The sequence below is a fragment of the Streptomyces sp. NPDC001617 genome (assembly GCF_053596855.1).
The window spans coordinates 71404-96547 of the sequence record NZ_JBSFHA010000026.1 but is presented as its reverse complement, the minus strand read 5'-3'; the positions used below and the strand labels follow the sequence as shown (position 1 = coordinate 96547).

Annotated in this window: 20 protein-coding genes; 3 read left to right on the top strand and 17 right to left on the bottom strand. The window is 69.5% G+C overall.

The window, feature by feature from the left end; genetic code table 11:
* Position 1: 1 nt before the first annotated feature.
* The 3 genes from ACWC09_RS21180 to ACWC09_RS21170 form a co-directional block, all read right to left on the bottom strand.
* On the bottom strand, positions 2 to 817 hold the full coding sequence (locus ACWC09_RS21180; protein ID WP_450852101.1) for an HAD family hydrolase: 816 nt from the start codon (positions 815 to 817) through the stop codon (positions 2 to 4).
* A 198-nt stretch (positions 818 to 1015) separates the two neighbouring features.
* On the bottom strand, positions 1016 to 2218 hold the full coding sequence (locus ACWC09_RS21175) for an FAD-dependent oxidoreductase (protein ID WP_450852100.1): 1203 nt from the start codon (positions 2216 to 2218) through the stop codon (positions 1016 to 1018).
* 73 nt (positions 2219 to 2291) lie between these two features.
* Positions 2292 to 3539 carry a carboxylate--amine ligase gene (locus tag ACWC09_RS21170; RefSeq protein ID WP_450852099.1) on the bottom strand — a complete coding sequence of 416 codons (1248 nt, stop codon included), beginning with the start codon at positions 3537 to 3539 and terminating at the stop codon, positions 2292 to 2294.
* 216 nt (positions 3540 to 3755) lie between these two features.
* On the opposite strand from ACWC09_RS21170, the gene fahA reads away from it, so the two are divergent.
* A complete protein-coding gene (gene fahA / locus ACWC09_RS21165) occupies positions 3756 to 4961 on the top strand; it encodes a fumarylacetoacetase (protein WP_450852098.1) in 1206 nt (401 codons plus the stop codon).
* Positions 4962 to 5131: 170 nt separating this feature from the next.
* Positions 5132 to 6073: a M56 family metallopeptidase gene (locus ACWC09_RS21160; protein WP_450852097.1), complete on the top strand. Its 942-nt coding sequence runs from the start codon at positions 5132 to 5134 to the stop codon at positions 6071 to 6073.
* A gap of 458 nt (positions 6074 to 6531) precedes the next feature.
* Here ACWC09_RS21160 and recQ read toward each other — a convergent pair whose 3' ends face one another.
* Positions 6532 to 8547 (bottom strand): DNA helicase RecQ, encoded by a 2016-nt coding sequence (recQ, locus tag ACWC09_RS21155; RefSeq protein WP_450852096.1) that lies wholly within the window; start codon positions 8545 to 8547, stop codon positions 6532 to 6534.
* 300 nt (positions 8548 to 8847) lie between these two features.
* Between recQ and ACWC09_RS21150 the strand changes: the two genes are divergently transcribed.
* Complete coding sequence (locus ACWC09_RS21150) at positions 8848 to 9471, top strand: hypothetical protein (RefSeq protein ID WP_450852095.1); 624 nt, start codon at positions 8848 to 8850, stop codon at positions 9469 to 9471.
* A 62-nt stretch (positions 9472 to 9533) separates the two neighbouring features.
* Here the strand turns inward: ACWC09_RS21150 and nuoN are convergent, their stop codons facing one another.
* From nuoN to ACWC09_RS21085, 13 genes are read right to left on the bottom strand one after another with little or no spacing between them, the layout of a single operon-like run.
* On the bottom strand, positions 9534 to 11192 hold the full coding sequence (nuoN, locus tag ACWC09_RS21145; protein ID WP_450852094.1) for an NADH-quinone oxidoreductase subunit NuoN: 1659 nt from the start codon (positions 11190 to 11192) through the stop codon (positions 9534 to 9536).
* Positions 11189 to 12760: an NADH-quinone oxidoreductase subunit M gene (locus ACWC09_RS21140; protein WP_450852093.1), complete on the bottom strand. Its 1572-nt coding sequence runs from the start codon at positions 12758 to 12760 to the stop codon at positions 11189 to 11191. The genes nuoN and ACWC09_RS21140 overlap by 4 nt, the downstream gene beginning before the upstream one ends.
* 5 nt (positions 12761 to 12765) lie before the next feature.
* Positions 12766 to 14661: an NADH-quinone oxidoreductase subunit L gene (nuoL, locus tag ACWC09_RS21135; protein ID WP_450852092.1), complete on the bottom strand. Its 1896-nt coding sequence runs from the start codon at positions 14659 to 14661 to the stop codon at positions 12766 to 12768.
* Between the two features lie 14 nt (positions 14662 to 14675).
* Positions 14676 to 14975, bottom strand: a complete 300-nt coding sequence (gene nuoK / locus ACWC09_RS21130) for an NADH-quinone oxidoreductase subunit NuoK (RefSeq protein ID WP_242779136.1) — start codon at positions 14973 to 14975, stop codon at positions 14676 to 14678.
* Positions 14972 to 15808: an NADH-quinone oxidoreductase subunit J gene (locus ACWC09_RS21125; RefSeq protein ID WP_450852091.1), complete on the bottom strand. Its 837-nt coding sequence runs from the start codon at positions 15806 to 15808 to the stop codon at positions 14972 to 14974. The genes nuoK and ACWC09_RS21125 overlap by 4 nt, the downstream gene beginning before the upstream one ends.
* Complete coding sequence (gene nuoI / locus ACWC09_RS21120) at positions 15805 to 16434, bottom strand: NADH-quinone oxidoreductase subunit NuoI (RefSeq protein ID WP_450852090.1); 630 nt, start codon at positions 16432 to 16434, stop codon at positions 15805 to 15807. The genes ACWC09_RS21125 and nuoI overlap by 4 nt, the downstream gene beginning before the upstream one ends.
* On the bottom strand, positions 16427 to 17791 hold the full coding sequence (gene nuoH / locus ACWC09_RS21115; RefSeq protein ID WP_450852089.1) for an NADH-quinone oxidoreductase subunit NuoH: 1365 nt from the start codon (positions 17789 to 17791) through the stop codon (positions 16427 to 16429). Before nuoH ends, nuoI begins: the two co-directional genes overlap by 8 nt.
* Positions 17788 to 20292: an NADH-quinone oxidoreductase subunit G gene (locus ACWC09_RS21110; protein WP_450852088.1), complete on the bottom strand. Its 2505-nt coding sequence runs from the start codon at positions 20290 to 20292 to the stop codon at positions 17788 to 17790. The genes nuoH and ACWC09_RS21110 overlap by 4 nt, the downstream gene beginning before the upstream one ends.
* Positions 20289 to 21635, bottom strand: a complete 1347-nt coding sequence (gene nuoF / locus ACWC09_RS21105; protein WP_450852087.1) for an NADH-quinone oxidoreductase subunit NuoF — start codon at positions 21633 to 21635, stop codon at positions 20289 to 20291. The genes ACWC09_RS21110 and nuoF overlap by 4 nt, the downstream gene beginning before the upstream one ends.
* On the bottom strand, positions 21635 to 22510 hold the full coding sequence (gene nuoE, locus ACWC09_RS21100) for an NADH-quinone oxidoreductase subunit NuoE (protein WP_450852086.1): 876 nt from the start codon (positions 22508 to 22510) through the stop codon (positions 21635 to 21637). Before nuoE ends, nuoF begins: the two co-directional genes overlap by 1 nt.
* The gene (locus ACWC09_RS21095) at positions 22507 to 23838 is read right to left on the bottom strand and encodes an NADH-quinone oxidoreductase subunit D (RefSeq protein WP_450852085.1); all 1332 of its coding nucleotides are present in this window, start codon (positions 23836 to 23838) and stop codon (positions 22507 to 22509) included. Before ACWC09_RS21095 ends, nuoE begins: the two co-directional genes overlap by 4 nt.
* The gene (locus ACWC09_RS21090) at positions 23835 to 24581 is read right to left on the bottom strand and encodes an NADH-quinone oxidoreductase subunit C (RefSeq protein ID WP_450852084.1); all 747 of its coding nucleotides are present in this window, start codon (positions 24579 to 24581) and stop codon (positions 23835 to 23837) included. The genes ACWC09_RS21095 and ACWC09_RS21090 overlap by 4 nt, the downstream gene beginning before the upstream one ends.
* Positions 24578 to 25132, bottom strand: a complete 555-nt coding sequence (locus tag ACWC09_RS21085) for a NuoB/complex I 20 kDa subunit family protein (RefSeq protein WP_003998928.1) — start codon at positions 25130 to 25132, stop codon at positions 24578 to 24580. Before ACWC09_RS21085 ends, ACWC09_RS21090 begins: the two co-directional genes overlap by 4 nt.
* Between the last annotated feature and the right edge of the window lie 12 nt (positions 25133 to 25144).

The window sequence follows — 25144 nt, the reverse complement described above, 5'->3', positions numbered from 1 at the left end:
TCTACCGGGCGCCCGGGAAGAGTCTTTCGAGGACGACGGCGATGCCGTCGTCCTCGTTCGACAGGGTGATCTCGTCGGCCACCGCCTTGAGTTCGGGATGGGCGTTGGCCATGGCGACGCCGTGGGCGGCCCAGTCGAACATGGGGATGTCGTTGGGCATGTCCCCGAAGGCGATCGTCTCCCGCGGGCCCAGGCCCAGGTGTTCGGCGGCCAGGGCGAGGCCCGTCGCCTTGGTGATGCCGCATGGCTGGAGTTCGACGGTGCCGGGCCCCGACATGGTGACGGTGGCCAGAGAACCGACCACCGCGCGCGCGGTCGCCGCCAACTCGTCGTCGGACAGGTCCGGGTGACGCAGCAGCACCTTGCTGATCGGCTCGCACCACAGGTCGTCGCGCCGGTCGACCCGTACGGCGGGCAGCGTGGGGTGCGGCATCAGATAGCCCGGCTCGATGAGCGTGAGGCCGTCCACGCCGTCCTGGTCGACGGCCGCGTACACCTGGCCGACCTCGGCCTCTATCTTGCCGAGGGCCGTCTCGGCCAGCTCCCGGTCAAGGGTGACGGACCACAGCAGACGGTCCGCGTCGGCGTCGTACACCTGCGCGCCCTGCCCGCACACCGCGAGCCCCCCGCTGCCCAGGTCGTCGAGGAGCGGACGCACTCTCGGGGCCGGGCGGCCGGTCACCACGAGGTGCCGGGTGCCGGCCTCCGCCACGCGCGCGAGGGCGGCGACGGACCGGTCGGAGAGCGTGTCGTCGCCTCTCAGCAGCGTGCCGTCCAGGTCGGTGGCGATGAGTGCATACGCGGTGGGTGCGGCCATGATCAGAGAATACGGACAGGACGCACCACCGACTCATCGCGAACCGGACGACCGCCCCGTTCACCGTCGTCCCACGGTCAACTTCCGTACCGCCGTTGACTTTTGATCACCAGGGCGGCCGGTTGTCAGTGGCGGGTGCGACGCTTGTTCTGTCGCACCCACTGGACCGACGGATCGGGGGCCGTTGTGGTGAGGGGATCAGGCGTGCGCCGCCGCCAGGTGCTTGGCGAGCCTCGGCGAGGCGAACTCGGTGCCGCACACGAAGCGCATCACCGGGCCGTACGAGGCCGCCGCCGGAAGGCCGGTGAAGTACAGGCCCGGGACCGAGGACACGTATCCGGCGCCCAGCCTGGGCGTGCCGCGGCTCACGGCGACGTGGGTGCGCAGCTCGGGGCCGAGGAAGTCCATCGCCGCGATGTCGACCCGGTAGCCGGTCGCCGCGATGACGTGATCGGCCGACAGCTTCTCCGTCTGGCCGCCGTGCGTGCGCACCGACAGCGTCGGGCCGGCGCCGTCCGCGTCCGTGCGCACGATCCGGTCGACCTCGCTGACCTGGACCTTGCCCTCGAAGCGGTCGCGCAGCCACCAGGCGCCGAGCGGGCCCAGGACCCGGCGGACCAGGTAGTGACGGGTCTGGGCCGGGAGGTAGCGGTAGGGCTGCGGGTAGTAGCTGAGGGCCCACAGGGACCAGGCGCGGCCGAAGGGCGACTCCGGGCGCAGCTTGGGCTGCTTCCAGGGCGGCGCGCCGAAGGCGACCCTGCCGCTCCCGCGGGAGACCACCCGTACCTGCGCGCCCGCCTCCGCGGCCAGCGCCGCCGTCTCCAGCGCGGACTGGCCGGCGCCGACGACGATCAGGTCCTTGCTGGAGTAGCGCGTGAGGTCGTGGTGCTGGGAGCTGTGCGAGACCGGGCCCGTGGGGGTGGGTCCGTCCGCCGCGGCCGTGGCGAGTTCGGCGGGCACGTGGGCGAGGCCGGACAGGCCGGTCGCCACGACGACCGCGCGGGCGGTGAACAACTCGCCCGAGTCCAGCTTGAGTTCGAAGCCGCCGCCCTTGCGGCGGTCCACCGACACCACCCGCACCCGCTCCAGCTCGGGCACCAGCTTCTGCTGGAACCACTCGCCGTAGGCGATGAAGGTCTCGACCGGGATGATGTCCTCGTCCGTCACCAGGCGCTTGATGCCTGCGGCGTCGCAGTAGTCGGCCAGGTTGTGGCCCGGCTGCGGCGCGTCCAGGCTGGAGGCGACCGGTGTGGACTTCAGGAGCATGCCGGCGGGCATATGGTCGCGCCAGCTGACCATGGGCTCGCCGAAGACGCGCACCGGGATGCCGCGGGCGCGCAGATGGGCGGCGGTCGACAGGCCGAAGGGCCCGGCGCCGATGACTGCAACCGGTTGAATCACGAAGTCCCTCCCCAGGACGTCACTTCGTCACTTCGTGTCCGGCTCGGACAGCTGATACGGCTGATACCGCTGGCTAGCTGCTCGAACTGGTGGTGCTGCCGCGGCGGTTGGTGCGCCACAGCTGATACAGATGCTTCGCGCCCGGCCGCACGAAGCGCGCGAGCATCGTGAGGAACGGCATCGGGTCGTCACCCGCGAGCCAGGCCAGCTCCGTCCCGCTCGCGCGCGCCGGTGCGTGCGGCGTCGTGTAGCCGCTGCGGCGGTAGGCGAGCAGGGCGGGCAGGTCGATGTTCTCCACGATGTACCGGTGACCGGCGCGCTGTTCCCCCTCCGGGACGGAGCGGCCGGTCAGGTCCAGATGCATGGCGCGGACGACGTCCACCCCCGACTCGTTCTCGAAAAGCCGGAACTGGGCGCCCATGCGCGGGTTGAAGTCGAGGAGCTTGTACTGTCCGTCGCGCCGGTCGAAGCGCAGGTCGAGGTCGACGATGCCGGTGAAGCCGATCTCCTTGATGAAGCGCGCGGCGAGGTCGGCGAGTTCCGGGTTGTCGACGACGTACGCGTTCGCGGTCATCCCGGCGTGCGGCGGCCAGGAGCGCACCTTCACACCCGTGAACATCGCGAGCGGGGTGGAGTCCTGGTCGAAGTAGGCGTGCACGATCCAGTCCTCGGCGTCCTCCCGGGGCAGGTACTCCTGAAGGATCACACCGGGGTGCTCGCCCCAGTCGCGGGCGAGGGTGAGCAGGCCCTCGCGGGTGGCGATCCTGGTCGTGCCGTTGACCGCCGGTTGTGTGCGCCGCAGGAACGCCTCGCGGTTCTTGGCCACCACCGGGAAGCGGGCCTTCTCGGAGAAGGCCACGATGTCGTCGTACGACTTCGGGAAGGCGGCCGTCGGGCTCGGGATGCCGTGTTCCACGCACAGTTCGTGCAGGCCCTGCTTGCTCGCCAGGCGGCGGGGCAGGGCGGGCTCGACGCGCGGGAACAGGAAGCGGCCGGCGAGTTCGTCCTGGTGCTCGGCGATCAGGACGGCGGCCTCCTCGTCGGTCGGGACGAGGACGGTGGGGCGGCCGATACGGCGCCCGATCCGCAGCAGGCCCTCCACCAGGTGGTCCGGGTCCTCCGTGCCGGTGGTCGGCCAGACGAAGGCCTTCTTGAGATAGCGCGAGGAGGCGGCGGGCGTGTAACGGTCCTCCGTGATCGCATACATGGGCACGCCGAGGCGGCCGAGACTGCGGATCGCGCCCACGCCGCCGTGGTGCAGCGGATAGTCGCCGAACTTGACGATCAGGCCCGGCACGTCACGGTCGGCCTCGAAAGGCACACGGCTCGCGCTCCTGGCCACGGGTCCCCCCACGCGTCCCCCCTACGGACCGGACCCACCCCGTCCGTGTCCCCCAAAGGACGCTAAGCCGGAATTGCCACGTCCGACAAGCCCAATTCGGACATTGCAAACTCTTTAGGCACTGCCCAGGACAGGCAACTCAGCCGTAACGTGTGGCCTGACCACACGGAACGCACGAGAGCGAGGCAGCATCCCATGCCCCCCTTCGATGTCCCCGAGGGCGATCCCTTCGGTTCGCACAACCTTCCGTACGGTGTGTTTTCGGTGCCGGGGACGGTCGAGCGGACGGTCGGCGTCCGGCTCGGCGACCATGTCCTCGACGCGGGCGCGGCGGCGCGGGCGCTCGGCTCGCCTCACGCCTCACTGCTCGCGCGGCCGACGCTGAATCCGCTGCTGGCGGCGGGGCGTAGTACCTGGTCGGAGGTGCGGGAGGCGCTGGTTTCCTGGGTGACGGAGCGCCGGGAGGAGGTTGCGGGCCTCTTCCGTCCGCTGTCCTCGGTGACGCTGCATCTGCCGTTCGAGGTCGCGGACTACGTCGACTTCTACTCCTCGGAGAACCATGCGCGCAACGTCGGCCAGATCTTCCGGCCGGACGCGGCGGACTCACTGACGCCCAACTGGAAGCACCTGCCGATCGGTTACCACGGCCGCTCGGGGACGGTGGTCGTGTCGGGGACGGATGTCGTACGGCCGTCCGGGCAGCGCAAGGCTCCGACGGACCCCGCACCCGTCTTCGGTCCGTCCGTCCGGCTCGACATCGAGGCCGAGGTCGGCTTCGTGGTGGGTGTGCCGACCGCGCTGGGCGAGCCGGTGGCGCTCGGCGACTTCCGGGAGCACGTCTTCGGGCTGTGCCTGCTCAACGACTGGTCGGCGCGGGACATCCAGGCCTGGGAGTACGTCCCCCTCGGACCGTTCCTCGGCAAGTCGTTCGCCACGTCGGTGTCGGCGTGGATCACTCCGCTGGAGGCGCTGGAGCACGCGCGCGTGGCGCCGCCGGAGCGCACGCACGCGTTGTTGCCGTATCTGGAGGACGCCGGGGCCGAGCCCGGTGGATACGACCTGCGGATCTCCGTCGCGATCAACGGTCATGTCGTCTCCGAGCCGCCGTTCTCCACCATGTACTGGACGGCGGCTCAGCAGCTGGCCCAGATGACGGTGAACGGCGCCTCGCTGCGGACCGGGGACCTGTACGGGTCCGGCACGGTCAGCGGGCCCGAGTCCGGGCAGCGGGGGTCGCTGCTGGAGCTGACCTGGAACGGACGAGATCCGCTGGAACTTCCGGAGGGCAAGCGGACGTTCTTGGAGGACGGGGACGTGGTGACACTGACGGCTTGGGCGCCTGGGGCGGGCGGGAGCCGGGTGGGGCTCGGGGAGGTCGCGGGGCGGATCGTGGCGGGGTGACGGGGAGTTCGGGGTGACGGAGGGCGGGTGACCGCTGCTTCACGTGACGTAGTGGGTCGTTCTCGTCTCCTGACTCCCGCCGTCTTCGCCGTCATACTGGCGGCGGACGGCCCTGGGCCGGCCGCCCCCGCCCTCGCCCCTTCCTCCGAACAGGAACCGGAGCCCGCGGCATGATCTTCTGCCTGCTCCTGCTGAGCGTCGTCGTCCTGACGGCCGCCGTGCCGGTCCCGCGTGCCCTGATGCGGGCCGGCTGGCCCGAGCGGGAGCCCGTTGTCGCGCTGTGGGTGTGGCAGTGCCTGGTCGCCACCGTCCTGCTGTGCTGTCTGACGGCGCTGGCGCTGGGGGCGGCAGCCGTCTTCGGTACGGTGCGCGCCCAGCTGTTCGCGCCCGCGCCGCCCGCGGTGACCGCCGCGTACGACCTGTCCTCCGCGCCCGCGTGGGCCGCCGCGCTCACCTTGCTGCTGGCCTGTGGTGCCGCCTGGACCACCGCGATGCTCGCCCGTGAACTCGTCGAGGCGCGGCGGCGGCGCGGGGTGACCCGGGCGCATCTGCGCGAGCGGGCGCCCGAGTTGCCGGCCGGGCTGGAGGCGGTGGCTCGGGGGCCGCTGCTGGTGCTGGAGGACGAGTATCCCGACGCCTGGTGGATGCCGGGGCATCCACCGCAGCTGGTCGTGACGACAGGGGCGCTGCACCGGCTGACCGACCCGCAGCTGGACGCCGTACTCACCCATGAGCAGGATCACGCGCGGGCCCATCACGACTGGCTGCTGCATCTGTCGACCGCGCTGGCCACGGGGTTTCCGCGAGTGCCGTTGTTCGCCCACTTCTGCGACCAGACACACCGGTTGGTGGAGCTGGCGGCGGACGACACGGCGTCGCGGCGGTGCGGGCATCTGACGACCGCGTTGGCGCTGATCGAGCTGAACCAGCATCGGGGGGTGCTGTCGTGTTCGTCGAGTCATCGGCTGCTGGGTGAGCGGGTGGACCGGTTGCTGCAGCCGCCGCCGCGGCTCGGGCGCCGACGGAGGGCGCTGGCGACGGCGGTCGCCACGTTGGTTCCGCTGCTGCCGCTGCTGATCGTGTTCGGGCCCGGGTTGTCGGCGCTGGCGTGATCGTCACGCTGTGAGCTGAGCCGGGACGATGTGGCAGATGTTGCCCCATGACAGCCGTTTCTGCAGGTCGACGCCCTACCTGACGCCCTGACAAGTGGCGCAACACTCCCAAATGCGAGCGACGCAGGTGGCGCGGACGATGGAGCTGCCGCCGGCGACACGACCGGCCCGAGGGCGACCGATACCGTCGCCTCCGCCGGCCTCCCGGTCGACCCGCGGGGCACCACACCCGCACCCGACGCCGACTCCGGCATCACGCTCGCTGCCCTGACCGCCCTCACCGATGCCCCGATGCCCTGGTCCAAGGCGCCGCCTACGCCGCGCTCGGTACCACCGGCTGCCCGGCGCCTCGCCGCTCGTGCCGTGGCCGCCCTGTCCGCCCAGGCGTGGCAGGTCAGGTCGGGGGCCGCGACCGCTCTGTCGCGGCCGATCAGCTCCGTCCAGTCCGGTTCCGGCTCCTATATCCAGTCCGGTTCCGGCTCCGCGTCCATCTCGGGCCAGTCGTCCTCGGCGCCCGGCGCATCGGCGGCCGTCAGAGCCGCACCCGGCGCATCGGCGGCCGTCGGAGCCGCATCCGGTGCTTCGCCCAACGAGGCCAGCACCGCCAGGACGCCCTCCCCGTATGTCGCCAGCTTCTTCTCGCCGACCCCGCTGATGCCGCCCAGCTGCCCTACCGACGTCGGCCAGATGGTCGCGATCTCGCGGAGCGTGGCGTCGTGGAAGATGACGTAGGCCGGGACGCCGTTCTCCCTGGCCTGTTCGGCTCGCCAGCCGCGCAGGGCCTCGAAGGCCGGCTGGAGTGCCTCGGGCAGCTCGGCCGCCGCGGCCTTGGCCTTGCGCTCGCCCTTGCCGGAGGAGCCGGACGCCGATCGTGCGGTCGCCGGCTTCTTCGGCTCCTTGCGCAGCGGCACCTCCCGCTCCCGCCGCAGCACCGAGCCGCTCGCCTCGGTCAGCACCAGCGTGCCGTAGTCGCCCTCGACCGCGAGCAGCCCCTGCGCCAGCAACTGCCTTACGACACCCCGCCATTCGCCCTCTTCGAGGTCCTGGCCGATGCCGAACACGGACAGCTGGTCGTGGTCGAACTGGATGACCTTGCCGGTGCGCTTGCCCAGCAGGATGTCGACGATCTGCACCGCGCCGAACTTCTGTCCCCGCTCCCGCTGCAGCCGCACCACCGTCGACAGCACCTTCTGCGCGGCGACGGTGCCGTCCCAGGTCTCCGGCGGGGTGAGACAGGTGTCACAGTTGCCGCAGCCCGGCAGGTCCGGGTCCTGGCCGAAGTAGGCGAGGAGCTGGCCGCGACGGCACTGGGCCGTCTCGCACAGCGCCAGCATCGAGTCCAGGTGGGCGGCGGCCCTGCGACGGAAGGCCTCGTCGCCCTCGCCGGACTGGATCAGCTTGCGCTGCTGTATGACGTCGTTGAGGCCGTACGCCATCCAGGCCGTGGAGGGCAGTCCGTCACGGCCCGCGCGGCCCGTCTCCTGGTAGTAGCCCTCGACGGACTTCGGCAGGTCGAGGTGGGCGACGAAGCGGACGTCCGGCTTGTCGATGCCCATACCGAAGGCGATGGTCGCGACCACGATCAGGCCTTCTTCCCGCAGGAAGCGGGACTGGTGTGCCGCGCGGGTGCCCGCGTCCAGGCCCGCGTGGTAAGGCACCGCCTCGATGCCGTTGCGGGACAGGAACTCCGCCGTCGACTCCACCGACTTGCGGGACAGGCAGTACACGATGCCCGCGTCGCCCGCGTGCTCGTCCCGCAGGAAGGCCAGGAGCTGCTTCTTCGGGTCGGCCTTGGGCACGATCCGGTACTGGATGTTGGGCCGGTCGAAGCTCGCCACGAAGTGCCGGGCCGTCGGCATGTGCAGGCGCTGGGTGATCTCCTGGTGCGTCGCGTCCGTGGCCGTCGCCGTGAGCGCGATCCGCGGGACGTCCGGCCAGCGCTCGCCCAGCAGGGAGAGGGCGAGGTAGTCGGGGCGGAAATCGTGGCCCCACTGGGACACGCAGTGCGCCTCGTCGATCGCGAAGACCGCGATCTTGCCACGGGAGAGGAGGTCCAGGGTGGAGTCCAGACGCAGCCGCTCCGGTGCCAGGTAGAGCAGGTCCAGCTCGCCGGCCAGGAACTCGGCCTCGACCACCCGCCGCTCGTCGAAGTCCTGCGTGGAGTTCATGAACCCGGCGCGCACGCCGAGCGCCCGCAGCGCGTCCACCTGGTCCTGCATCAGCGCGATGAGCGGGGACACCACGATTCCCGTACCAGGTCTGACCAGGGAGGGAATCTGGTAGCACAGCGACTTGCCGCCACCGGTCGGCATGAGGACCACGGCGTCGCCGCCGGCCACGACATGCTCGATGACCGCTTCCTGTTCGCCGCGGAAGCTGTCGTACCCGAAGACGCGGTGGAGCGTGGCCAGCGCCTCGCTCCCGCCGTGTGCCGCAGGCGTGTGTACCTCGGTCGTCACAACCGTCCCGCCCATTCCGTGCATCGCTCGTCCCCCGTGCGTCGTCCCTCGACCACTGCCTCCACGATAGGGGTCGGCGCCGACAGCGCCGGAGTTATCCACAGGCTCGTACGTGAGGCGAACGCCAGTCCGGCCCGGCCGGCCGCCTCGGCCGCATGGATGTCCCCGTCCGGCCGACCGCTCAGTCCAATGGCCTTGCCCGCATGGCGGGCACCCCGCACCCGGAAGAAGCTGCTCGGGCGGGCCGGGGGCCGGCCCGCCCGGTCCGCTCACGGACCGAGGTCCGTACCGCGCGTTTCCAAGGAGGTCCCCCCGATGCCCTCTCGTCTCGCCCAGGCCGCCCTCGCCCTCGCCGCCGCCCTCGCCCTCACGCCGGTCGCCGCGCCCGCCCACGCCGACCCTCCCGGCCCGGATGTCTCCGTCCTGGGACAACTCGCCGAGACGTACGCGGTCACGGCGAAGTACGCCTATGAGCCGAACGCGCTCGCCGACGGCTACGTCGCCCATGACTGCACCGTCGACAGGTCGGGCCACGGCGCCATGGGCTACCACTACTTCAACCCGGGCCACTTCGGCTCCCTCGACCCGAAGGTTCCCGGTGGCCTCCTCTACGAGGACGACGGGTTCGGGGGACGCAGGCTCGTCGGCGTGGAGTGGGTTGTTCCGCTCACCGACAAGAACATGCCGCGGCCCCATATGTTGGGCCAGGCGTTCCAGGGGCCGATGCCGGGCCACTACAAGGGCATGCCGACCCACTACGACCTGCACGCCTGGCTCTACAAGCCGAACCCCAGCGGGCTCTTCTTCCCCTGGAACCCGGACGTGAAGTGCCCGTCCACCGCCGGTACGAGCGGGATGAGCGGGATGACTGGCACAAGCGGCACGAGCGGCACGAGCGGGATGAGCGGGATGAGCGGGATGAGCGGCACGAGCCACTGAGCACGGACGAAAGAGCCCCGGCTCCCGCCGAGCGGGAACCGGGGCCTTCGCCTGTACGGTGCTCAGCGCACGAACACTCCCGCCTGGCTGGCCAGGTCCAGGAAGTACTGCGGCGCCACACCGAGCACCAGCGTGACCACCACACCAAGGCCGATCGCCGTCATCGTCAGCGGCGACGGCACGGCGACCGTCGGACCCTCCGGCCGCGGCTCGCTGAAGAACATCAGCACGATCACGCGGATGTAGAAGAAGGCCGCGATCGCGGACGAGATCACACCGATCACGACCAGCGGGGCCGCCCCGCCCTGCGCCGCCGCCTTGAACACGGCGAACTTCCCGGCGAAGCCGGAGGTCAGCGGGATGCCGGCGAAGGCCAGCAGGAACACCGCGAACACGGCCGCCACCAGCGGCGAACGACGGCCCAGCCCGGCCCACTTGGACAGGTGTGTCGCCTCGCCGCCCGCGTCGCGCACCAGCGTCACCACGGCGAAGGCGCCGATGGTCACGAAGGAGTACGCGCCCAGGTAGAAGAGGACGGACGAGACGCCGTCCTTCGACGTCGCGATGACACCCGCGAGGATGAATCCCGCGTGCGCGATGGACGAGTACGCCAGCAGCCGCTTGATGTCGGTCTGCGTGATCGCGACGATCGCACCGCCCAGCATGGTGACGATCGCGACGGCCCACATGACCGGCCGCCAGTCCCAGCGCAGGCCGGGCAGGACGACGTAGAGCAGGCGGAGCAGCGCGCCGAACGCCGCCACCTTCGTCGCCGCGGCCATGAACCCGGTCACCGGGGTCGGCGCACCCTGGTAGACGTCCGGCGTCCACATGTGGAACGGGACGGCGCCGACCTTGAACAGCAGCCCCATGACGATCATCGCGCCGCCGACCAGCAGCAGCGCGTCATTGCCCATGGTGTCGGCGAGCGCCGGGTCGACGTTGGTGACCGTGCCGTCGACGACCCGCGCGATCGTCGCGTACGACACCGAGCCCGCGTACCCGTACAGCAGTGCGATGCCGAACAGCGTGAACGCGGAGGCGAACGCGCCGAGCAGGAAGTACTTGACCGCGGCCTCCTGCGACATGAGCCGCTTGCGGCGGGCCAGGGCGCAGAGCAGGTACAGCGGGAGGGAGAAGACCTCCAGGGCCACGAAGAGCGTCAGCAGGTCGTTGGCCGACGGGAAGACCAGCATCCCGGAGATCGCGAACAGCAGGAGCGGGAAGACCTCGGTGGTGGTGAAACCGGCCTTGACCGCGGCTTTCTCACTGTCGCTGCCCGGTACGGACGCGGCCTGCGCGGCGAAGGAGTCGACGCGGTTGCCGTGCACCTCCGGGTCCAGGCGCCGCTCGGCGAAGGTGAACAGGCCGACCAGTCCGGACAGCAGGATCGTGCCCTGCAGGAACAGGGACGGCCCGTCGACCGCGATGGCGCCCATCGCCGCGATGTGCGCCTTGGTGGTGCCGTAGCCGTCTGCCGCGAGCGCGACGACCGCCGCGAAGGCGGCACAGAGCGCTACGGCCGACACGAACACCTGGGCGTAGTAACGGGACTTGCGCGGCACGAAGGCCTCGATCAGCACCCCGACGATCGCCGCACCCAAGACGATCAAGGTGGGCGACAACTGCCCGTACTCGATCTTCGGCGCGGGGATCTTGGAGATCGGATCGGCTGCGGTTGCCGCCGTTGTCCACAGGCTGTGGACGGCTGTTGCGCTCACTTGGCCGCCTCCACCGAGGGCTTGGGGTCCTTCTTGTGTACGTCGGACAGGGTCGACTTCACCGCCGGGTTGACGATGTCCGTCACCGGCTTCGGGTAGACGCCCAGGAAGATCAGCAGCACGATCAGCGGGGCGACGACCACCAGCTCACGCGCCCTGAGGTCCGGCATCGCGGAGACCTCCTGCTTCACCGGGCCCGTCATCGTCCGCTGGTAGAGGACGAGGGTGTAGAGCGCGGCGAGTACGATGCCGAAGGTCGCGATGATGCCGATCGCCGGGTAGCGCGTGAACGTGCCGACCAGGACCAGGAACTCGCTTACGAACGGGGCGAGACCGGGAAGCGAGAGGGTCGCCAGGCTGCCGATCAGGAAGGTGCCGGCGAGCACCGGGGCGACCTTCTGCACACCGCCGTAGTCGGCGATGAGCCGCGAGCCGCGCCGGGAGATCAGGAAGCCCGCGACCAGCATCAACGCGGCGGTGGAGATGCCGTGGTTGACCATGTAGAGCGTCGCGCCGGACTGACCCTGGCTGGTCATCGCGAAGATGCCCATGATGATGAAGCCGAAGTGCGAGATCGACGCGTACGCCACCAGCCGCTTGATGTCCCGCTGGCCGACCGCGAGCAGTGCCCCGTAGACGATGCTGATCAGGGCGAGTACGAGGATCACGGGCGTCGCCCACTTGCTGGCCTCCGGGAACAGCTGGAGGCAGAAGCGGAGCATCGCGAAGGTGCCCACCTTGTCGACGACCGCCGTGATGAGGACGGCGACCGGGGCGGTGGACTCCTGCATGGCGTTGGGCAGCCAGGTGTGCAGCGGCCACAGCGGCGCCTTCACCGCGAAGGCGAAGAAGAAGCCGAGGAACAGCCAGCGTTCGGTGCTGGTCGCCATGTGGAGCGAGCCGTTGGCGCGGGCCTGCACGATCTCCGGGAGGCTGAAGTTCCCGGCGACCACGTAGAGGCCGATCACCGCGGCCAGCATGATGAGGCCGCCGACCAGGTTGTAGAGGAGGAACTTCACGGCCGCGTACGACCGTTGCGTCGACGCCGCCTCCTCGCCGTGCTCGTGGGCACGGTCCCCGAAGCCGCCGATGAGGAAGTACATCGGGATGAGCATGGCTTCGAAGAAGATGTAGAAGAGGAAGACGTCGGTGGCCTCGAAGGAGATGATCACCATCGCCTCGACGCCGAGGATCAGGGCGAAGAAGCCCTGCGTCGGCCGCCACCGCTTGTTCCCGGTCTCCAGCGGGTCGGCGTCGTGCCAGCCCGCGAGGATGATGAACGGCATCAGCAGGGCGGTCAGCGCGATCAGCGCCACCGCGATACCGTCCACGCCCAGTTCGTACCTGACGCCGAAGTCGGCGATCCAGGCGTGGGATTCGGTGAGTTGGTAGCGGCCGCCGTCCGGGTCGAAGCGGACCAGGATGGTGATCGCGAGGGCGAGGGTGGCGAGCGAGACGGTCAGCGCCAGCCATTTGGCCGCGGTGCGCTGCGCGGCCGGCACGGCGGCCGTGGCGATCGCCCCGATCGCCGGGAGCACCGCCGTCGCTGTCAGCAGAGGAAAGGACATCGGTATCAGACCGCCCTCATCAGCAGGGTCGCGGCGACGAGGATCGCCGCGCCGCCGAACATCGAGACCGCGTAGGAGCGCGCGAAGCCGTTCTGCAGCCTGCGCATGCGTCCGGAGAGGCCGCCGACCGAGGCCGCCGTGCCGTTGACGACGCCGTCGACCAGGGTGTGGTCGACGTACACCAGGGAGCGAGTGAGGTGCTCGCCGCCGCGGACCAGGACGACGTGGTTGAAGTCGTCCTGCAACAGGTCGCGCCGGGCGGCCCGGGTGAGGAGCGAGCCGCGCGGGGCGACGGAGGGGACCGGGCGGCGACCGTACTGGGCGTAGGCGATGCCGACGCCGATCACGAGGCACACCATGGTCGCGCCGGTGACCGTGGCCGCGCTGAGCGGGGAGTCGCCCTCGCTGTGGCCGGTGATCGGCTCCAGCCAGTGCAGGAAGCGGTCGCCGATGCTGAAGAACGCGCCGCCGAAGACCGAGCCGACGGCCAGCACGATCATGGGGATCGTCATGACCTTCGGGGACTCGTGCGGGTGCGGCTCGTGTCCGTGCTCGTCGGGCTGCCAGCGCTTCTCGCCGAAGAACGTCATCAGCATCACGCGCGTCATGTAGAAGGCGGTGATGGCCGCGCCCAGCAGTGCGCAGGTGCCCAGGATCCAGCCCTCGGTGCCGCCCTTCGCGAAGGCCGCCTCGATGATCTTGTCCTTGGAGAAGAAGCCGGACAGGCCCGGGAAGCCGATGATCGCGAGGTAGCCGAGGCCGAAGGTGATGAAGGTGACCGGCATGTACTTCCTGAGGCCGCCGTACCTCCGCATGTCGACCTCGTCGTTCATGCCGTGCATGACCGAACCGGCGCCGAGGAAGAGGCCGGCCTTGAAGAAGCCGTGCGTCACCAGGTGCATGATCGCGAAGACGTAGCCGATGGGGCCGAGACCCGCGGCCAGCACCATGTAGCCGATCTGCGACATGGTCGAGCCGGCCAGCGCCTTCTTGATGTCGTCCTTCGCGCAACCGACGATCGCACCGAACAGGAGCGTGACCGCACCGACCACGGTGACCGCGGTCTGCGCGTCCGGCGCGGCGTTGAAGATCGCTCCGGAGCGGACGATCAGGTAGACGCCCGCGGTCACCATCGTCGCGGCGTGGATGAGCGCCGAGACCGGGGTCGGGCCCTCCATCGCGTCCCCGAGCCAGGACTGCAGCGGCACCTGGGCGGACTTGCCGCAGGCGGCGAGCAGGAGCATCAGGGCGATGGCGGTGAGCTTGCCCTCCGAGGCGTCGGTCGCGTGGCCGAGGACCGGTCCGAAGGCGAAGGTGCCGAACGTCGTGAACATCAGCATGATCGCGATGGACAGGCCCATGTCGCCGACGCGGTTGACCAGGAAGGCCTTCTTCGCCGCCGTCGCCGCGCTGGGCTTGTGCTGCCAGAAGCCGATGAGGAGGTAGGAGGCCAGGCCCACACCTTCCCAACCGACGTACAGCAGAAGGTAGTTGTCGGCGAGGACCAGCAGGAGCATCGCCGCGAGGAACAGGTTCAGATAGCCGAAGAAGCGGCGGCGGCGCTCGTCGTGCTCCATGTACCCGACCGAGTACAGGTGGATCAGCGAGCCGACGCCGGTGATCAGCAGCACGAACGTCATCGACAGCTGGTCGAGGCGGAAGGTGACGTCCGCCTGGAAGCTCTCGACCGGGACCCAGGTGTACAGGTGCTGGATCAGGGTCCGGTGTTCGGCGTCCTTGCCGAGCAGGTCGGCGAAGAGGATCACACCGAACACGAAGGACGTGGTCGACAGCAGCACGCCCACCCAGTGGCCTACGGCATCGAGCCGCCGGCCGCCGCACAGCAGTACGGCCGCTCCGAGCAGTGGCGCCGCCACCAGCAGCGCAATCAGGTTCTCCACGATTCAGCGACCCCTCAGAGCTTCATCAGGCTGGCGTCGTCGACCGAGGCCGAGTGGCGGGAACGGAACAGGGACACGATGATCGCGAGCCCGACCACGACCTCCGCGGCGGCGACGACCATCGTGAAGAACGCGATGATCTGGCCGTCGAGGTTGCCGTGCATCCGGGAGAAGGTGACGAACGCGAGGTTGCAGGCGTTCAGCATCAGCTCGATGCACATGAACACGACGATCGCGTTGCGCCTGATCAGCACGCCGGTGGCGCCGATCGTGAACAACAGGGCCGAGAGATACAGGTAGTTGACCGGGTTCACTTCGACGCCTCCTCCCGCTTGAAGGTGGCCGGTTCGATCTCGGTGCGCTCCAGGCGCTCCTCCGCGCGCTGCTCCAGCGCCTTGAGGTCGTTGAGGGCCTCGGCCGACACGTCCCGGATCTGGCCGCGCTCACGCAGCGTCTTGCTGACGGTGAGCTCGGACGGGGTGCCGTCGGGCAGCAGGCCCGCGATGTCGACCGCGTTGTGCCGGGCGTACACGCCGGGCGCCGGCAGCGGCGGTACGTGCTTGCCCTCGCGGACACGCTGTTCGGACAGCTCGCGCTGCGTCTTGGCCCGCTCGGTGCGCTCGCGGTGGGTGAGCACCATGGCGCCGATGGCGGCCGTGATCAGCAGGGCGCCGGTGATTTCGAAGGCGAACACGTACTTGGTGAAGATGAGGGTCGCGAGGCCCTCCACGTTGCCGTTCGCGTTCGCCTGACCGGTGCCGTTGAACTCGGTGAGGGAGGCGTTCCCGATCCCGGCGAACAGCAGGACGCCGAAGCCGAGGCCGCAGAGAAGGGCCAGCCAGCGCTGCCCCTTGATGGTCTCCTTCAGCGAGTCCGCGGCCGTCACGCCGACGAGCATCACCACGAAGAGGAACAGCATCATGATCGCGCCGGTGTAGACGACGATCTGCACGATGCCCAGGAAGTAGGCGCCGTTGGCGAGGTAGAAGATCGCCAGGATGATCATGGTGCCGGCGAGTGACAGCGCGCTGTGCACGGCCCGCTTCATGAAGACGGTGGCCAGGGCGCCGATCACGGCGACGGTGCCGAGGACCCAGAACTGGAAGGCCTCTCCGGTGGAGGTGGAGTAGGCGGCGAGAGCGCTCATGCCTCTACCCCCTCTTCTTCAGCCGCGCCCGAAGGGCCTGCCAATGGATGCAGCTCACCCTTGGACACGGCGACTTGGCGCACGGTCCCGGGCGCGGCCTCCGTCACCAGTCCCCGGTAGTAGTCCTGTTCGTCCGTCCCGGGGAAGATCGAGTGCGGGCTGTCGACCATGCCCTCCTCGAGGCCGGCGAGCAGCTGCTCCTTGGTGTAGATGAGGTTGGCGCGGCTGCTGTCGGCCAGTTCGAACTCGTTCGTCATCGTCAACGCGCGCGTGGGGCACGCCTCGATGCACAGGCCGCACAGGATGCAGCGGGCGTAGTTGATCTGGTAGACGCGGCCGTACCGCTCGCCCGGCGAGTAGCGCTCCTCGTCCGTGTTGTCGGCGCCCTCCACATAGATGGCGTCGGCGGGACAGGCCCAGGCGCACAGTTCACACCCGACGCACTTCTCCAGGCCGTCCGGATGGCGGTTGAGCTGGTGCCGTCCGTGAAAGCGGGGAGCGGTGGTCTTCTGCTGCTCCGGGTACTGCTCGGTCAGCCGCTTCTTGAACATGGCCTTGAAGGTCACGCCGAAGCCGGCGACGGGGTTCATGAAACCGGGCTTGGTCTCCTTCGGCTCCTCAGCCATCGGACGCCTCCTTTCCATCCGAAGATCCGTCACTGGCAGTATCCGACCCACCACTGACAATCAGCTCCCGCTCGCGGCGCGGGCTGCGCCTCGGCACCGCCGCGAGCTCCTGTCCCGGCAGTGGCGGCACGGGGAATCCGCCCGCCATCGGGTCGAACTCGGCGGGCCGCTCGGCGGCTTGCTCGGCCTCCTTCGCCTTCTCGCGGAACATGTCGGCGACGAAGGACAGAAGCAGCAGGGCGAGGACGCCGCCGCCGATGTAGAGGGCGATGTCGGCGAAGTCGTAGTTCTCGTTCCGCAGCGCCCGGACCGTCGCGACCAGCATCAGCCAGACCACGGAGACCGGGATGAGAACCTTCCAGCCGAGCTTCATCAGCTGGTCGTAGCGGACGCGAGGCAGCGTGCCGCGCAGCCAGATGAAGAAGAACAGCAGCAGCTGGACCTTGATCACGAACCAGAGCAGCGGCCACCAGCCGTGGTTCGCGCCCTCCCAGAAGGTGCTGATCGGCCAGGGGGCGCGCCAGCCGCCGAGGAAGAGCGTCGTCGACACGGCCGAGACCGTCACCATGTTGACGTACTCGGCGAGCATGAACAGCGCGAACTTGATCGACGAGTACTCGGTGTTGAAGCCGCCGACCAGGTCGCCCTCGGACTCCGGCATGTCGAAGGGGGCACGGTTGGTCTCGCCGACCATCGTGACGACGTAGAGGATGAAGGAGACCGGCAGCAGCAGGATGTACCAGCGGTCGTGCTGCTGCTCGACGATCGTCGACGTCGACATCGACCCCGAGTAGAGGAACACGGAGGCGAACGCGGCGCCCATCGCGATCTCGTAGGAGATCATCTGCGCGCAGGAGCGCAGGCCACCGAGCAGCGGATAGGTGGATCCGGAACTCCACCCCGCGAGGACGATGCCGTAGATGCCGACCGAGGCGACCGCGAGGATGTAGAGCATCGCGATCGGCAGGTCGGTGAGCTGCATCGTGGTGCGGGTGCCGAAGATCGAGATCTCGTTGTCGGCCGGGCCGAAGGGGATCACCGCGATCGCCATGAAGGCCGGGATGGCCGCGACGATCGGTGCGAGGACGTAGACGACCTTGTCCGCGCGCTTGACGATGACGTCTTCCTTGAGCATCAGCTTCACGCCGTCGGCGAGCGACTGGAGCATGCCCCAGGGGCCGTGCCGGTTGGGGCCGATGCGCAGCTGCATCCAGGCGACGACCTTGCGCTCCCAGACGATGGAGAACAGCACGGTCACCATCAGGAAGGCGAAGCAGAACACCGCCTTGACGACGACCAGCCACCAGGGGTCGCGGCCGAACATCGAGAGGTCTTCAGCGGCGAGGTACGGGCTCATGCCTCCACCTCCTTGGGGGCTTCGGCCGCGAGCGTCGCCGGGCCGATGCGGACGAGGGCGCCGGGCAGCGCCCCGGTGTCGGAGGCGACGCCTCCGCCGACGGAGTTCAGCGGGAGCCAGACCACGCGGTCGGGCATCTCCGTGATCTGCAGCGGGAGTTCGACCACTCCGGAGGAGCCGGTGACGGCGATGACGTCGCCGTCCTTGACGCCGGCTTCCGCCGCGGTCGCCGCCGACACGCGCGCGTGGGCGGCGTGACGGGTTCCGGCGAGCGCCTCGTCGCCTTCTTGGAGGCGGCCCTGGTCGAGCAGCAGCCGGTGTCCGGCCAGCACGGCCTCTCCGGCGGCGGGCCGCGGCAGCACGCCACCCCTCTCCAGGGGTTCGGTGGCGCGCGGACCGTCCCAGGGACCGAGCCGGTCGATCTCCGCGCGGATGGTGCGCAGATCCGGCAGACCCAGGTGTACGTCCATGGCGTCGGCCAGCATCTGCAGCACGCGCGCGTCGGTCGGCGCGAGGCGGCGGGTGATCTGCTCGGGCTTGAGCGCGGCGTCGAAGAAGCGCACCCTGCCCTCCCAGTTGAGGAACGTGCCCGGCTTCTCGGCGACCGCGGCGACCGGCAGGACGACGCTGGCATGCTCGCTGACCTCGCTGGGCCGCAGCTCCAGCGAGACCACGAAGCCGGCCTCGTGAAGTGCTTCACGTGCGCGTGCCGGGTCCGGCAGATCGGCGATCTCGACGCCGGCGACGAGCAGCGCCTGCAGCTCTCCGCCAGCGGCGGCCTCGACGATCTGGCTGGTGTCGCGGCCGTAGCGGTGCGGGAGTTCGGCGACGCCCCAGGCGGCGGCGACCTCGTCACGCGCGCGTGGATCGGTCGCCGGACGTCCGCCCGGCAGCAGTGACGGCAGCGCGCCGACCTCCACGGCCGCGCGCTCCCCGGCTCGCCGCGGGATCCACACCAGCTGGGCGCCGGTCGCGGAGGACGCTCGTACGGCGGCGGTCAGACCGCCGGCCACCGAGGCAAGCCGTTCGCCTACGACGATCACGGCGCCCTCGGTGCGCAGCGCCTCGGCGGCCTTCGAGCCGTCGCCCTCCAGGCCGACCCCGCCGGCGAGGGCGTCCAGCCACTCGGTCTCGGTGCCGGGAGCGGCCGGCAGCAGTGTGCCGCCGGCCTTCCCCAGACCACGCGTCGCGTGCGTGGCGAGCGAGAAGACCTGCTGGCCGTGCTTGCGCCAGGCCTTGCGCAGCCTCAGGAAGACGCCCGGTGCCTCCTCCTCGGCCTCGAAGCCGACCAGGAGAACGGCGGGCGCCTTCTCCAGAGACGTGTACGTGACGCCCGTACCGTCGAGATCGCGTCCGCGTCCGGCCACCTGGGCCGCCAGGAAGTCGGCTTCCTCGCTGGTGTGCACCCGCGCGCGGAAGTCGATGTCGTTGGTGTCGAGGGCCACGCGTGCGAACTTGCTGTACGCGTAGGCGTCCTCGACGGTGAGGCGGCCGCCGGTGAGGACGCCGGTGCGGCCGCGCGAGGCGAGCAGGCCCTGGGCCGCGATCTGCAACGCCTCCGGCCAGGACGCCGGTTCGAGGTCGCCCTCGGCATTGCGCACCAGGGGCGTCTCCAGGCGGTCGCGCTGCTGGGCGTACCGGAAGCCGAAGCGGCCCTTGTCGCAGATCCACTCCTCGTTGACCTCGGGGTCGTTGGCCGCGAGGCGCCGCATGACCTTGCCGCGCCGGTGGTCGGTGCGGGTCGCGCAGCCGCCGGAGCAGTGCTCGCACACGCTCGGCGAGGACACCAGGTCGAAGGGGCGGGAGCGGAATCGGTACGCCGCCGAAGTGAGCGCGCCGACCGGGCAGATCTGGATGGTGTTGCCGGAGAAGTACGACTCGAACGGGTCGCCCTCACCGGTGCCGACCTGCTGCAGCGCGCCCCGTTCCAGCAGCTCGATCATCGGGTCGCCCGCGACCTGGTTGGAGAAGCGGGTGCAGCGGGCGCACAGCACGCACCGCTCGCGGTCGAGCAGTACCTGTGTGGAGATCGGGACGGGCTTCTCGTAGGTCCGCTTCTTTCCTTCGAAGCGGGACTCCGACTGGCCGTGCGACATGGCCTGGTTCTGCAGGGGGCACTCGCCGCCCTTGTCGCAGACCGGGCAGTCCAGCGGGTGGTTGATGAGGAGGAGCTCCATCACACCGTGCTGGGCCTTCTCGGCGACCGGCGAGGTGAGGTGCGTCTTCACCACCATGCCGTCCGTGCAGGTGATCGTGCAGGACGCCATCGGCTTGCGCTGGCCCTCGACCTCGACGATGCACTGGCGGCAGGCGCCGACCGGGTCGAGGAGGGGGTGGTCGCAGAAGCGGGGGATCTCGATGCCGAGTTGTTCGGCGGCCCGGATGACCAGGGTGCCCTTGGGCACGCTGATCTCGGCGCCATCGATCGTCAGCGAGACGAGATCCTCCGGCGGGACCGCCGCCTCTCCCCCACCGGAGGGAGCGCTCGTGGTCACCGTCATGCGTTCACCTCCGTGCGGTGGGCCCAGGCCGTCGACTTGGCCGGGTCGAAGGGGCACCCGCGGCCCGTGATGTGCTGCTCGTACTCCTCGCGGAAGTACTTGAGCGAGGAGAAGATCGGCGAGGCGGCGCCGTCGCCGAGGGCGCAGAACGACTTGCCGTTGATGTTGTCGGCGATGTCGTTCAGCTTGTCGAGGTCGGACATGACGCCCTTGCCGGCCTCGATGTCGCGCAGCAACTGCACGAGCCAGTACGTCCCTTCGCGGCACGGTGTGCACTTGCCGCAGGACTCGTGGGCGTAGAACTCGGTCCAGCGGGTGACGGCGCGGACGACGCAGGTCGTCTCGTCGAAACACTGGAGCGCCTTGGTGCCGAGCATGGAACCGGCGGCGCCGACGCCCTCGTAGTCAAGAGGGACGTCGAGGTGCTCGTCGGTGAACATCGGCGTCGAAGAACCGCCCGGCGTCCAGAACTTGAGCCGGTGCCCGGGCCTCATCCCGCCGCTCATCTCCAGCAGCTGGCGGAGCGTGATGCCGAGCGGGGCCTCGTACTGGCCGGGGCTGGCGACATGGCCGCTGAGCGAGTAGAGCGTGAAGCCCGGGGACTTCTCACTGCCCATCGACCGGAACCATTCTTTGCCCCGATGCAGAATCGCGGGAACCGACGCGATCGACTCGACGTTGTTCACAACAGTCGGGCACGCGTAGAGGCCCGCGACAGCGGGGAAAGGGGGACGGAGCCGCGGTTGACCCCGGCGGCCTTCGAGCGAGTCGAGCAGTGCGGTCTCCTCACCGCAGATGTACGCGCCGGCGCCGGCGTGCACGGTGAGCTGGAGGTCGAGCCCGCTGCCCAGGATGTTCTCGCCGAGGTAGCCCGCCGCGTAGGCCTCGCGCACGGCCTCGTGCAACCGCCGCAATACGGGGACGACTTCACCACGCAGATAGATGAAGGCATGCGACGACCTGATGGCATAACACGCGATGACAATGCCCTCGATGAGGCTGTGCGGGTTCGCGAAGAGGAGCGGGATGTCCTTACAGGTTCCGGGCTCCGACTCGTCGGCGTTGACAACTAGATAGTGTGGCTTTCCATCACCCTGGGGAATGAACTGCCATTTCATTCCCGTCGGGAACCCCGCGCCACCGCGGCCGCGCAGACCGGAGTCCTTGACGTACGCGATCAGGTCGTCCGGCGACATGGCGAGCGCCTTGCGGAGCCCCTCGTAGCCCTCGTGCCTTCGGTAGACGTCCAGAGTCCAGGACCGGTCCTCGTCCCAGAAGGCCGACAGCACGGGTGCGAGCAGCTTCTCGGGGCTGTTGTTCTTGAGTTCGGGTGCCAAGGTCATCACTCCCCCTCCTCGGCGGCAGGCCCTGCCGGGTGGGCGGGGTCGGAGGCCGACGTGTCCTGTGGCGCATCGTGTGAACTCAGGTGCTCGGTCGGTGACGGCTCGTGCACTGTCCTGTCCTGCGGCTCGTCCTCGTGCGGGCCGCCGTCCCGCGGATGGACCACGCGCGCGGGTGCGGCCTCTCCCCTTGCCAGGCGAAGGCCCACCAGCGACGCCGGTCCCGCACTGCCGCTCTCCTCGACGGCCCCTGGCCGCTCGTCGGGGAAGCCGGCCAGAATCCGCGCGGTCTCCTTGAAGGTGCACAGGCGCGCCCCACGCGTGGGCTCGACGGCCCGTCCCGCGCGCAGGTCGTCGACGAGGCGCTTGGCGCTGCCCGGGGTCTGGTTGTCGAAGAACTCCCAGTTGACCATCACGACCGGCGCGAAGTCGCAGGCCGCGTTGCACTCGATGTGCTCCAGGGTGACCTTGCCGTCGTCGGTGGTCTCGCCGTTGCCGACGCCGAGGTGCTCCTGGAGCTCCTCGAAGATCGCGTCGCCGCCCATCACCGCGCAGAGGGTGTTGGTGCAGACGCCCACCTGGTAGTCACCGCTCGGCCTGCGCCGGTACATGGTGTAGAAGGTGGCGACCGCGGTGACCTCGGCCGTGGTCAGGTCCAGCATGTCCGCGCAGAACTGCATGCCCGTGCGCGTGACATGGCCCTCCTCCGCCTGCACGAGATGCAGCAGCGGCAGGAGCGCGGACCGGGAGTCGGGATAGCGGGCGATCACCTCGCGCGCGTCCGCTTCGAGCCGGGCTCGAACGTCGTCCGGGTAGGCGGGCGCGGGCAGTTCGGGCATGCCCAGGCTGACGCCCCGCTCCGAAGAACTGGTGGTCACCGGTCGACGCCTCCCATCACGGGGTCGATGGACGCGACGGCGACGATGACGTCGGCGACCTGGCCGCCTTCGCACATCGCCGCCATGGCCTGCAGATTGGTGAAGGACGGGTCGCGGAAATGGACCCGGTAGGGGCGGGTGCCGCCGTCGGACACGGCGTGCACCCCGAGTTCGCCCTTGGGCGACTCGACGGCCGCGTACGCCTGTCCCGGCGGGACGCGGAAGCCCTCGGTGACCAGCTTGAAGTGGTGGATCAGGGCCTCCATGGAGGTGCCCATGATCTTCTTGATGTGGTCGAGGGAGTTGCCGAGCCCGTCCGGTCCCAGGGCGAGCTGGGCGGGCCAGGCGATCTTCTTGTCGGCGACCATGACCGGGCCGGGCTGCAGCCGGTCGAGGCACTGCTCGACGATCCTGAGCGACTGGCGCATCTCCTCCAGGCGGATCAGGAAGCGGCCGTAGGAGTCGCAGGAGTCGGCGGTCGGGACGTCGAAGTCGTACGTCTCGTAGTCGCAGTACGGCTGCGTCTTGCGCAGGTCGTGCGGGAGGCCGGTGGAGCGCAGGATCGGGCCGGTGGCGCCGAGGGCCATGCAGCCGGCCAGGTCGAGGTAGCCGACGTCCTGCATACGGGCCTTGAAGATGGGGTTCCCGGTGGCGAGCTTGTCGTACTCCGGGAGGTTCTTCTTCATCTTCTTCACGAACTCGCGGATGTGGTCCACCGCGCCGGGCGGCAGGTCCTGCGCGAGTCCGCCGGGGCGGATGTACGCGTGGTTCATCCGAAGGCCCGTGATGAGCTCGTAGATGTCGAGAATCATTTCACGATCACGGAATCCGTAGATCATGATCGTGGTGGCGCCGAGTTCCATGCCGCCGGTGGCGATGCAGACCAGGTGCGAGGACATCCGGTTCAGCTCCATCAGGAGCACCCGGATGATCTTTGCTCGCTCGGTGATCTGGTCCTCGATGCCGAGGAGTTTCTCGACGGCGAGGCAGTAGGCGGTCTCGTTGAAGAAGGACGTCAGGTAGTCCATGCGCGTCACGAACGTGGTGCCCTGCGTCCACGTGCGGAACTCGAGGTTCTTCTCGATGCCGGTGTGGAGGTAGCCGATGCCGCAGCGGGCCTCGGTGACCGTCTCGCCGTCGATCTCCAGGATCAGACGGAGCACACCATGGGTGGAGGGGTGCTGGGGACCCATGTTGACGACGATGCGCTCGTCGTCGGCGCGGGCCGCGGACTGGACGACCTCGTCCCAGTCGCCACCGGTGACCGTATATACGGTGCCCTCGGTGGTTTCGCGGGCCGAGGCGGCGGATGCTGACTGCGTGCTCACGAGTACGACCTCCGCTGGTCCGGAGCCGGGATCTGGGCGCCCTTGTACTCGACGGGGATGCCGCCGAGGGGGTAGTCCTTGCGCTGCGGATGGCCCTGCCAGTCGTCCGGCATCATGATCCGCGTCAGGGCCGGGTGACCTTCGAAGACGATCCCGAAGAAGTCGTACGTCTCGCGCTCGTGCCAGTCGTTGGTCGGATAGACCGAGACCAGGGACGGGATCTTCGGGTCGGCGTCCGGAGCGCTGACCTCCAGGCGGATCAGCCGGTTGTGGGTGATCGAGCGCAGGTGGTAGACGGCGTGCAGCTCGCGGCCCTTGTCGTGCAGATAGTGGACTCCGCTGACGCCGGTGCAGAGCTCGAAGCGCAGGGCGGGGTCGTCGCGCAGGGTGCGAGCGACGCGCAGCAGGTGCTCGCGCTCGATGTGGAAGGTGAGCTCGCCGCGGTCGACGACCGTCTTCTCGATGGCGTTGTCGGGCAGCAGGCCCTGTTCCTCCAGGGCGCCTTCCAGCTCATCGGCGACCTCGTCGAACCAGCCGCCGTAGGGGCGGGCCGCGGGTCCCGGGAGGCGGACCGAGCGGACCAGGCCGCCGTAGCCGGAGGTGTCGCCGCCGTTGTTGGCGCCGAACATGCCGCGCTGGACGCGGATCTCCTCGCCACCCTCGCCGCGCTGGCCGGGGAGGTTGGAGGCGCCGAGGTCCTTCTCGGGGTTCACACCATTACTGGTGCCGTTCGCGTCGCTCACCGCAGCAGCCCCTTCATCTCGATCGTGGGCAGGGCCTTGAGCGCCGCTTCCTCCGCCTCGCGGGCCGCCTCCTCGGCGTTCACGCCGAGCTTGGAGGTCTGGATCTTCTGGTGCAGCTTGAGGATGGCGTCCATCAGCATCTCGGGCCGTGGCGGGCAGCCCGGGAGATAGATGTCGACCGGGACGATGTGGTCGACGCCCTGGACGATCGCGTAGTTGTTGAACATGCCGCCCGAGGAGGCGCAGACCCCCATGGAGATGACCCACTTGGGGTTCGGCATCTGGTCGTAGACCTGCCGCAGGACGGGTGCCATCTTCTGGCTGACCCGGCCGGCGACGATCATGAGGTCGGCCTGGCGGGGTGAGCCGCGGAAGACCTCCATGCCGAAGCGGGCCAGGTCGTAGCGTCCGGCGCCGGTCGTCATCATCTCGATGGCGCAGCAGGCCAGCCCGAAGGTGGCCGGGAAGACGGACGCCTTGCGCACCCAGCCCGCGGCCTGCTCGACGGTGGTCAGCAGGAAGCCGCTCGGCAGCTTTTCTTCGAGTCCCATGTCGTTAAAGGC

Bases quoted from the DNA above. Each gene is read 5' to 3' on its own strand.
- ACWC09_RS21180 (WP_450852101.1), bottom strand. From the start codon at position 817: ATGGCCGCACCCACCGCGTATGCACTCATCGCCACCGACCTGGACGGC.
- fahA (WP_450852098.1), top strand. From the start codon at position 3,756: ATGCCCCCCTTCGATGTCCCCGAGGGCGATCCCTTCGGTTCGCACAAC.
- ACWC09_RS21160 (WP_450852097.1), top strand. From the start codon at position 5,132: ATGATCTTCTGCCTGCTCCTGCTGAGCGTCGTCGTCCTGACGGCCGCC.
- recQ (WP_450852096.1), bottom strand. From the start codon at position 8,547: ATGGGCGGGACGGTTGTGACGACCGAGGTACACACGCCTGCGGCACAC.
- ACWC09_RS21150 (WP_450852095.1), top strand. From the start codon at position 8,848: ATGCCCTCTCGTCTCGCCCAGGCCGCCCTCGCCCTCGCCGCCGCCCTC.
- ACWC09_RS21140 (WP_450852093.1), bottom strand. From the start codon at position 12,760: ATGTCCTTTCCTCTGCTGACAGCGACGGCGGTGCTCCCGGCGATCGGG.
- ACWC09_RS21125 (WP_450852091.1), bottom strand. From the start codon at position 15,808: ATGAGCGCTCTCGCCGCCTACTCCACCTCCACCGGAGAGGCCTTCCAG.
- nuoI (WP_450852090.1), bottom strand. From the start codon at position 16,434: ATGGCTGAGGAGCCGAAGGAGACCAAGCCCGGTTTCATGAACCCCGTC.
- nuoH (WP_450852089.1), bottom strand. From the start codon at position 17,791: ATGAGCCCGTACCTCGCCGCTGAAGACCTCTCGATGTTCGGCCGCGAC.
- ACWC09_RS21110 (WP_450852088.1), bottom strand. From the start codon at position 20,292: ATGACGGTGACCACGAGCGCTCCCTCCGGTGGGGGAGAGGCGGCGGTC.
- nuoF (WP_450852087.1), bottom strand. From the start codon at position 21,635: ATGACCTTGGCACCCGAACTCAAGAACAACAGCCCCGAGAAGCTGCTC.
- ACWC09_RS21085 (WP_003998928.1), bottom strand. From the start codon at position 25,132: ATGGGACTCGAAGAAAAGCTGCCGAGCGGCTTCCTGCTGACCACCGTC.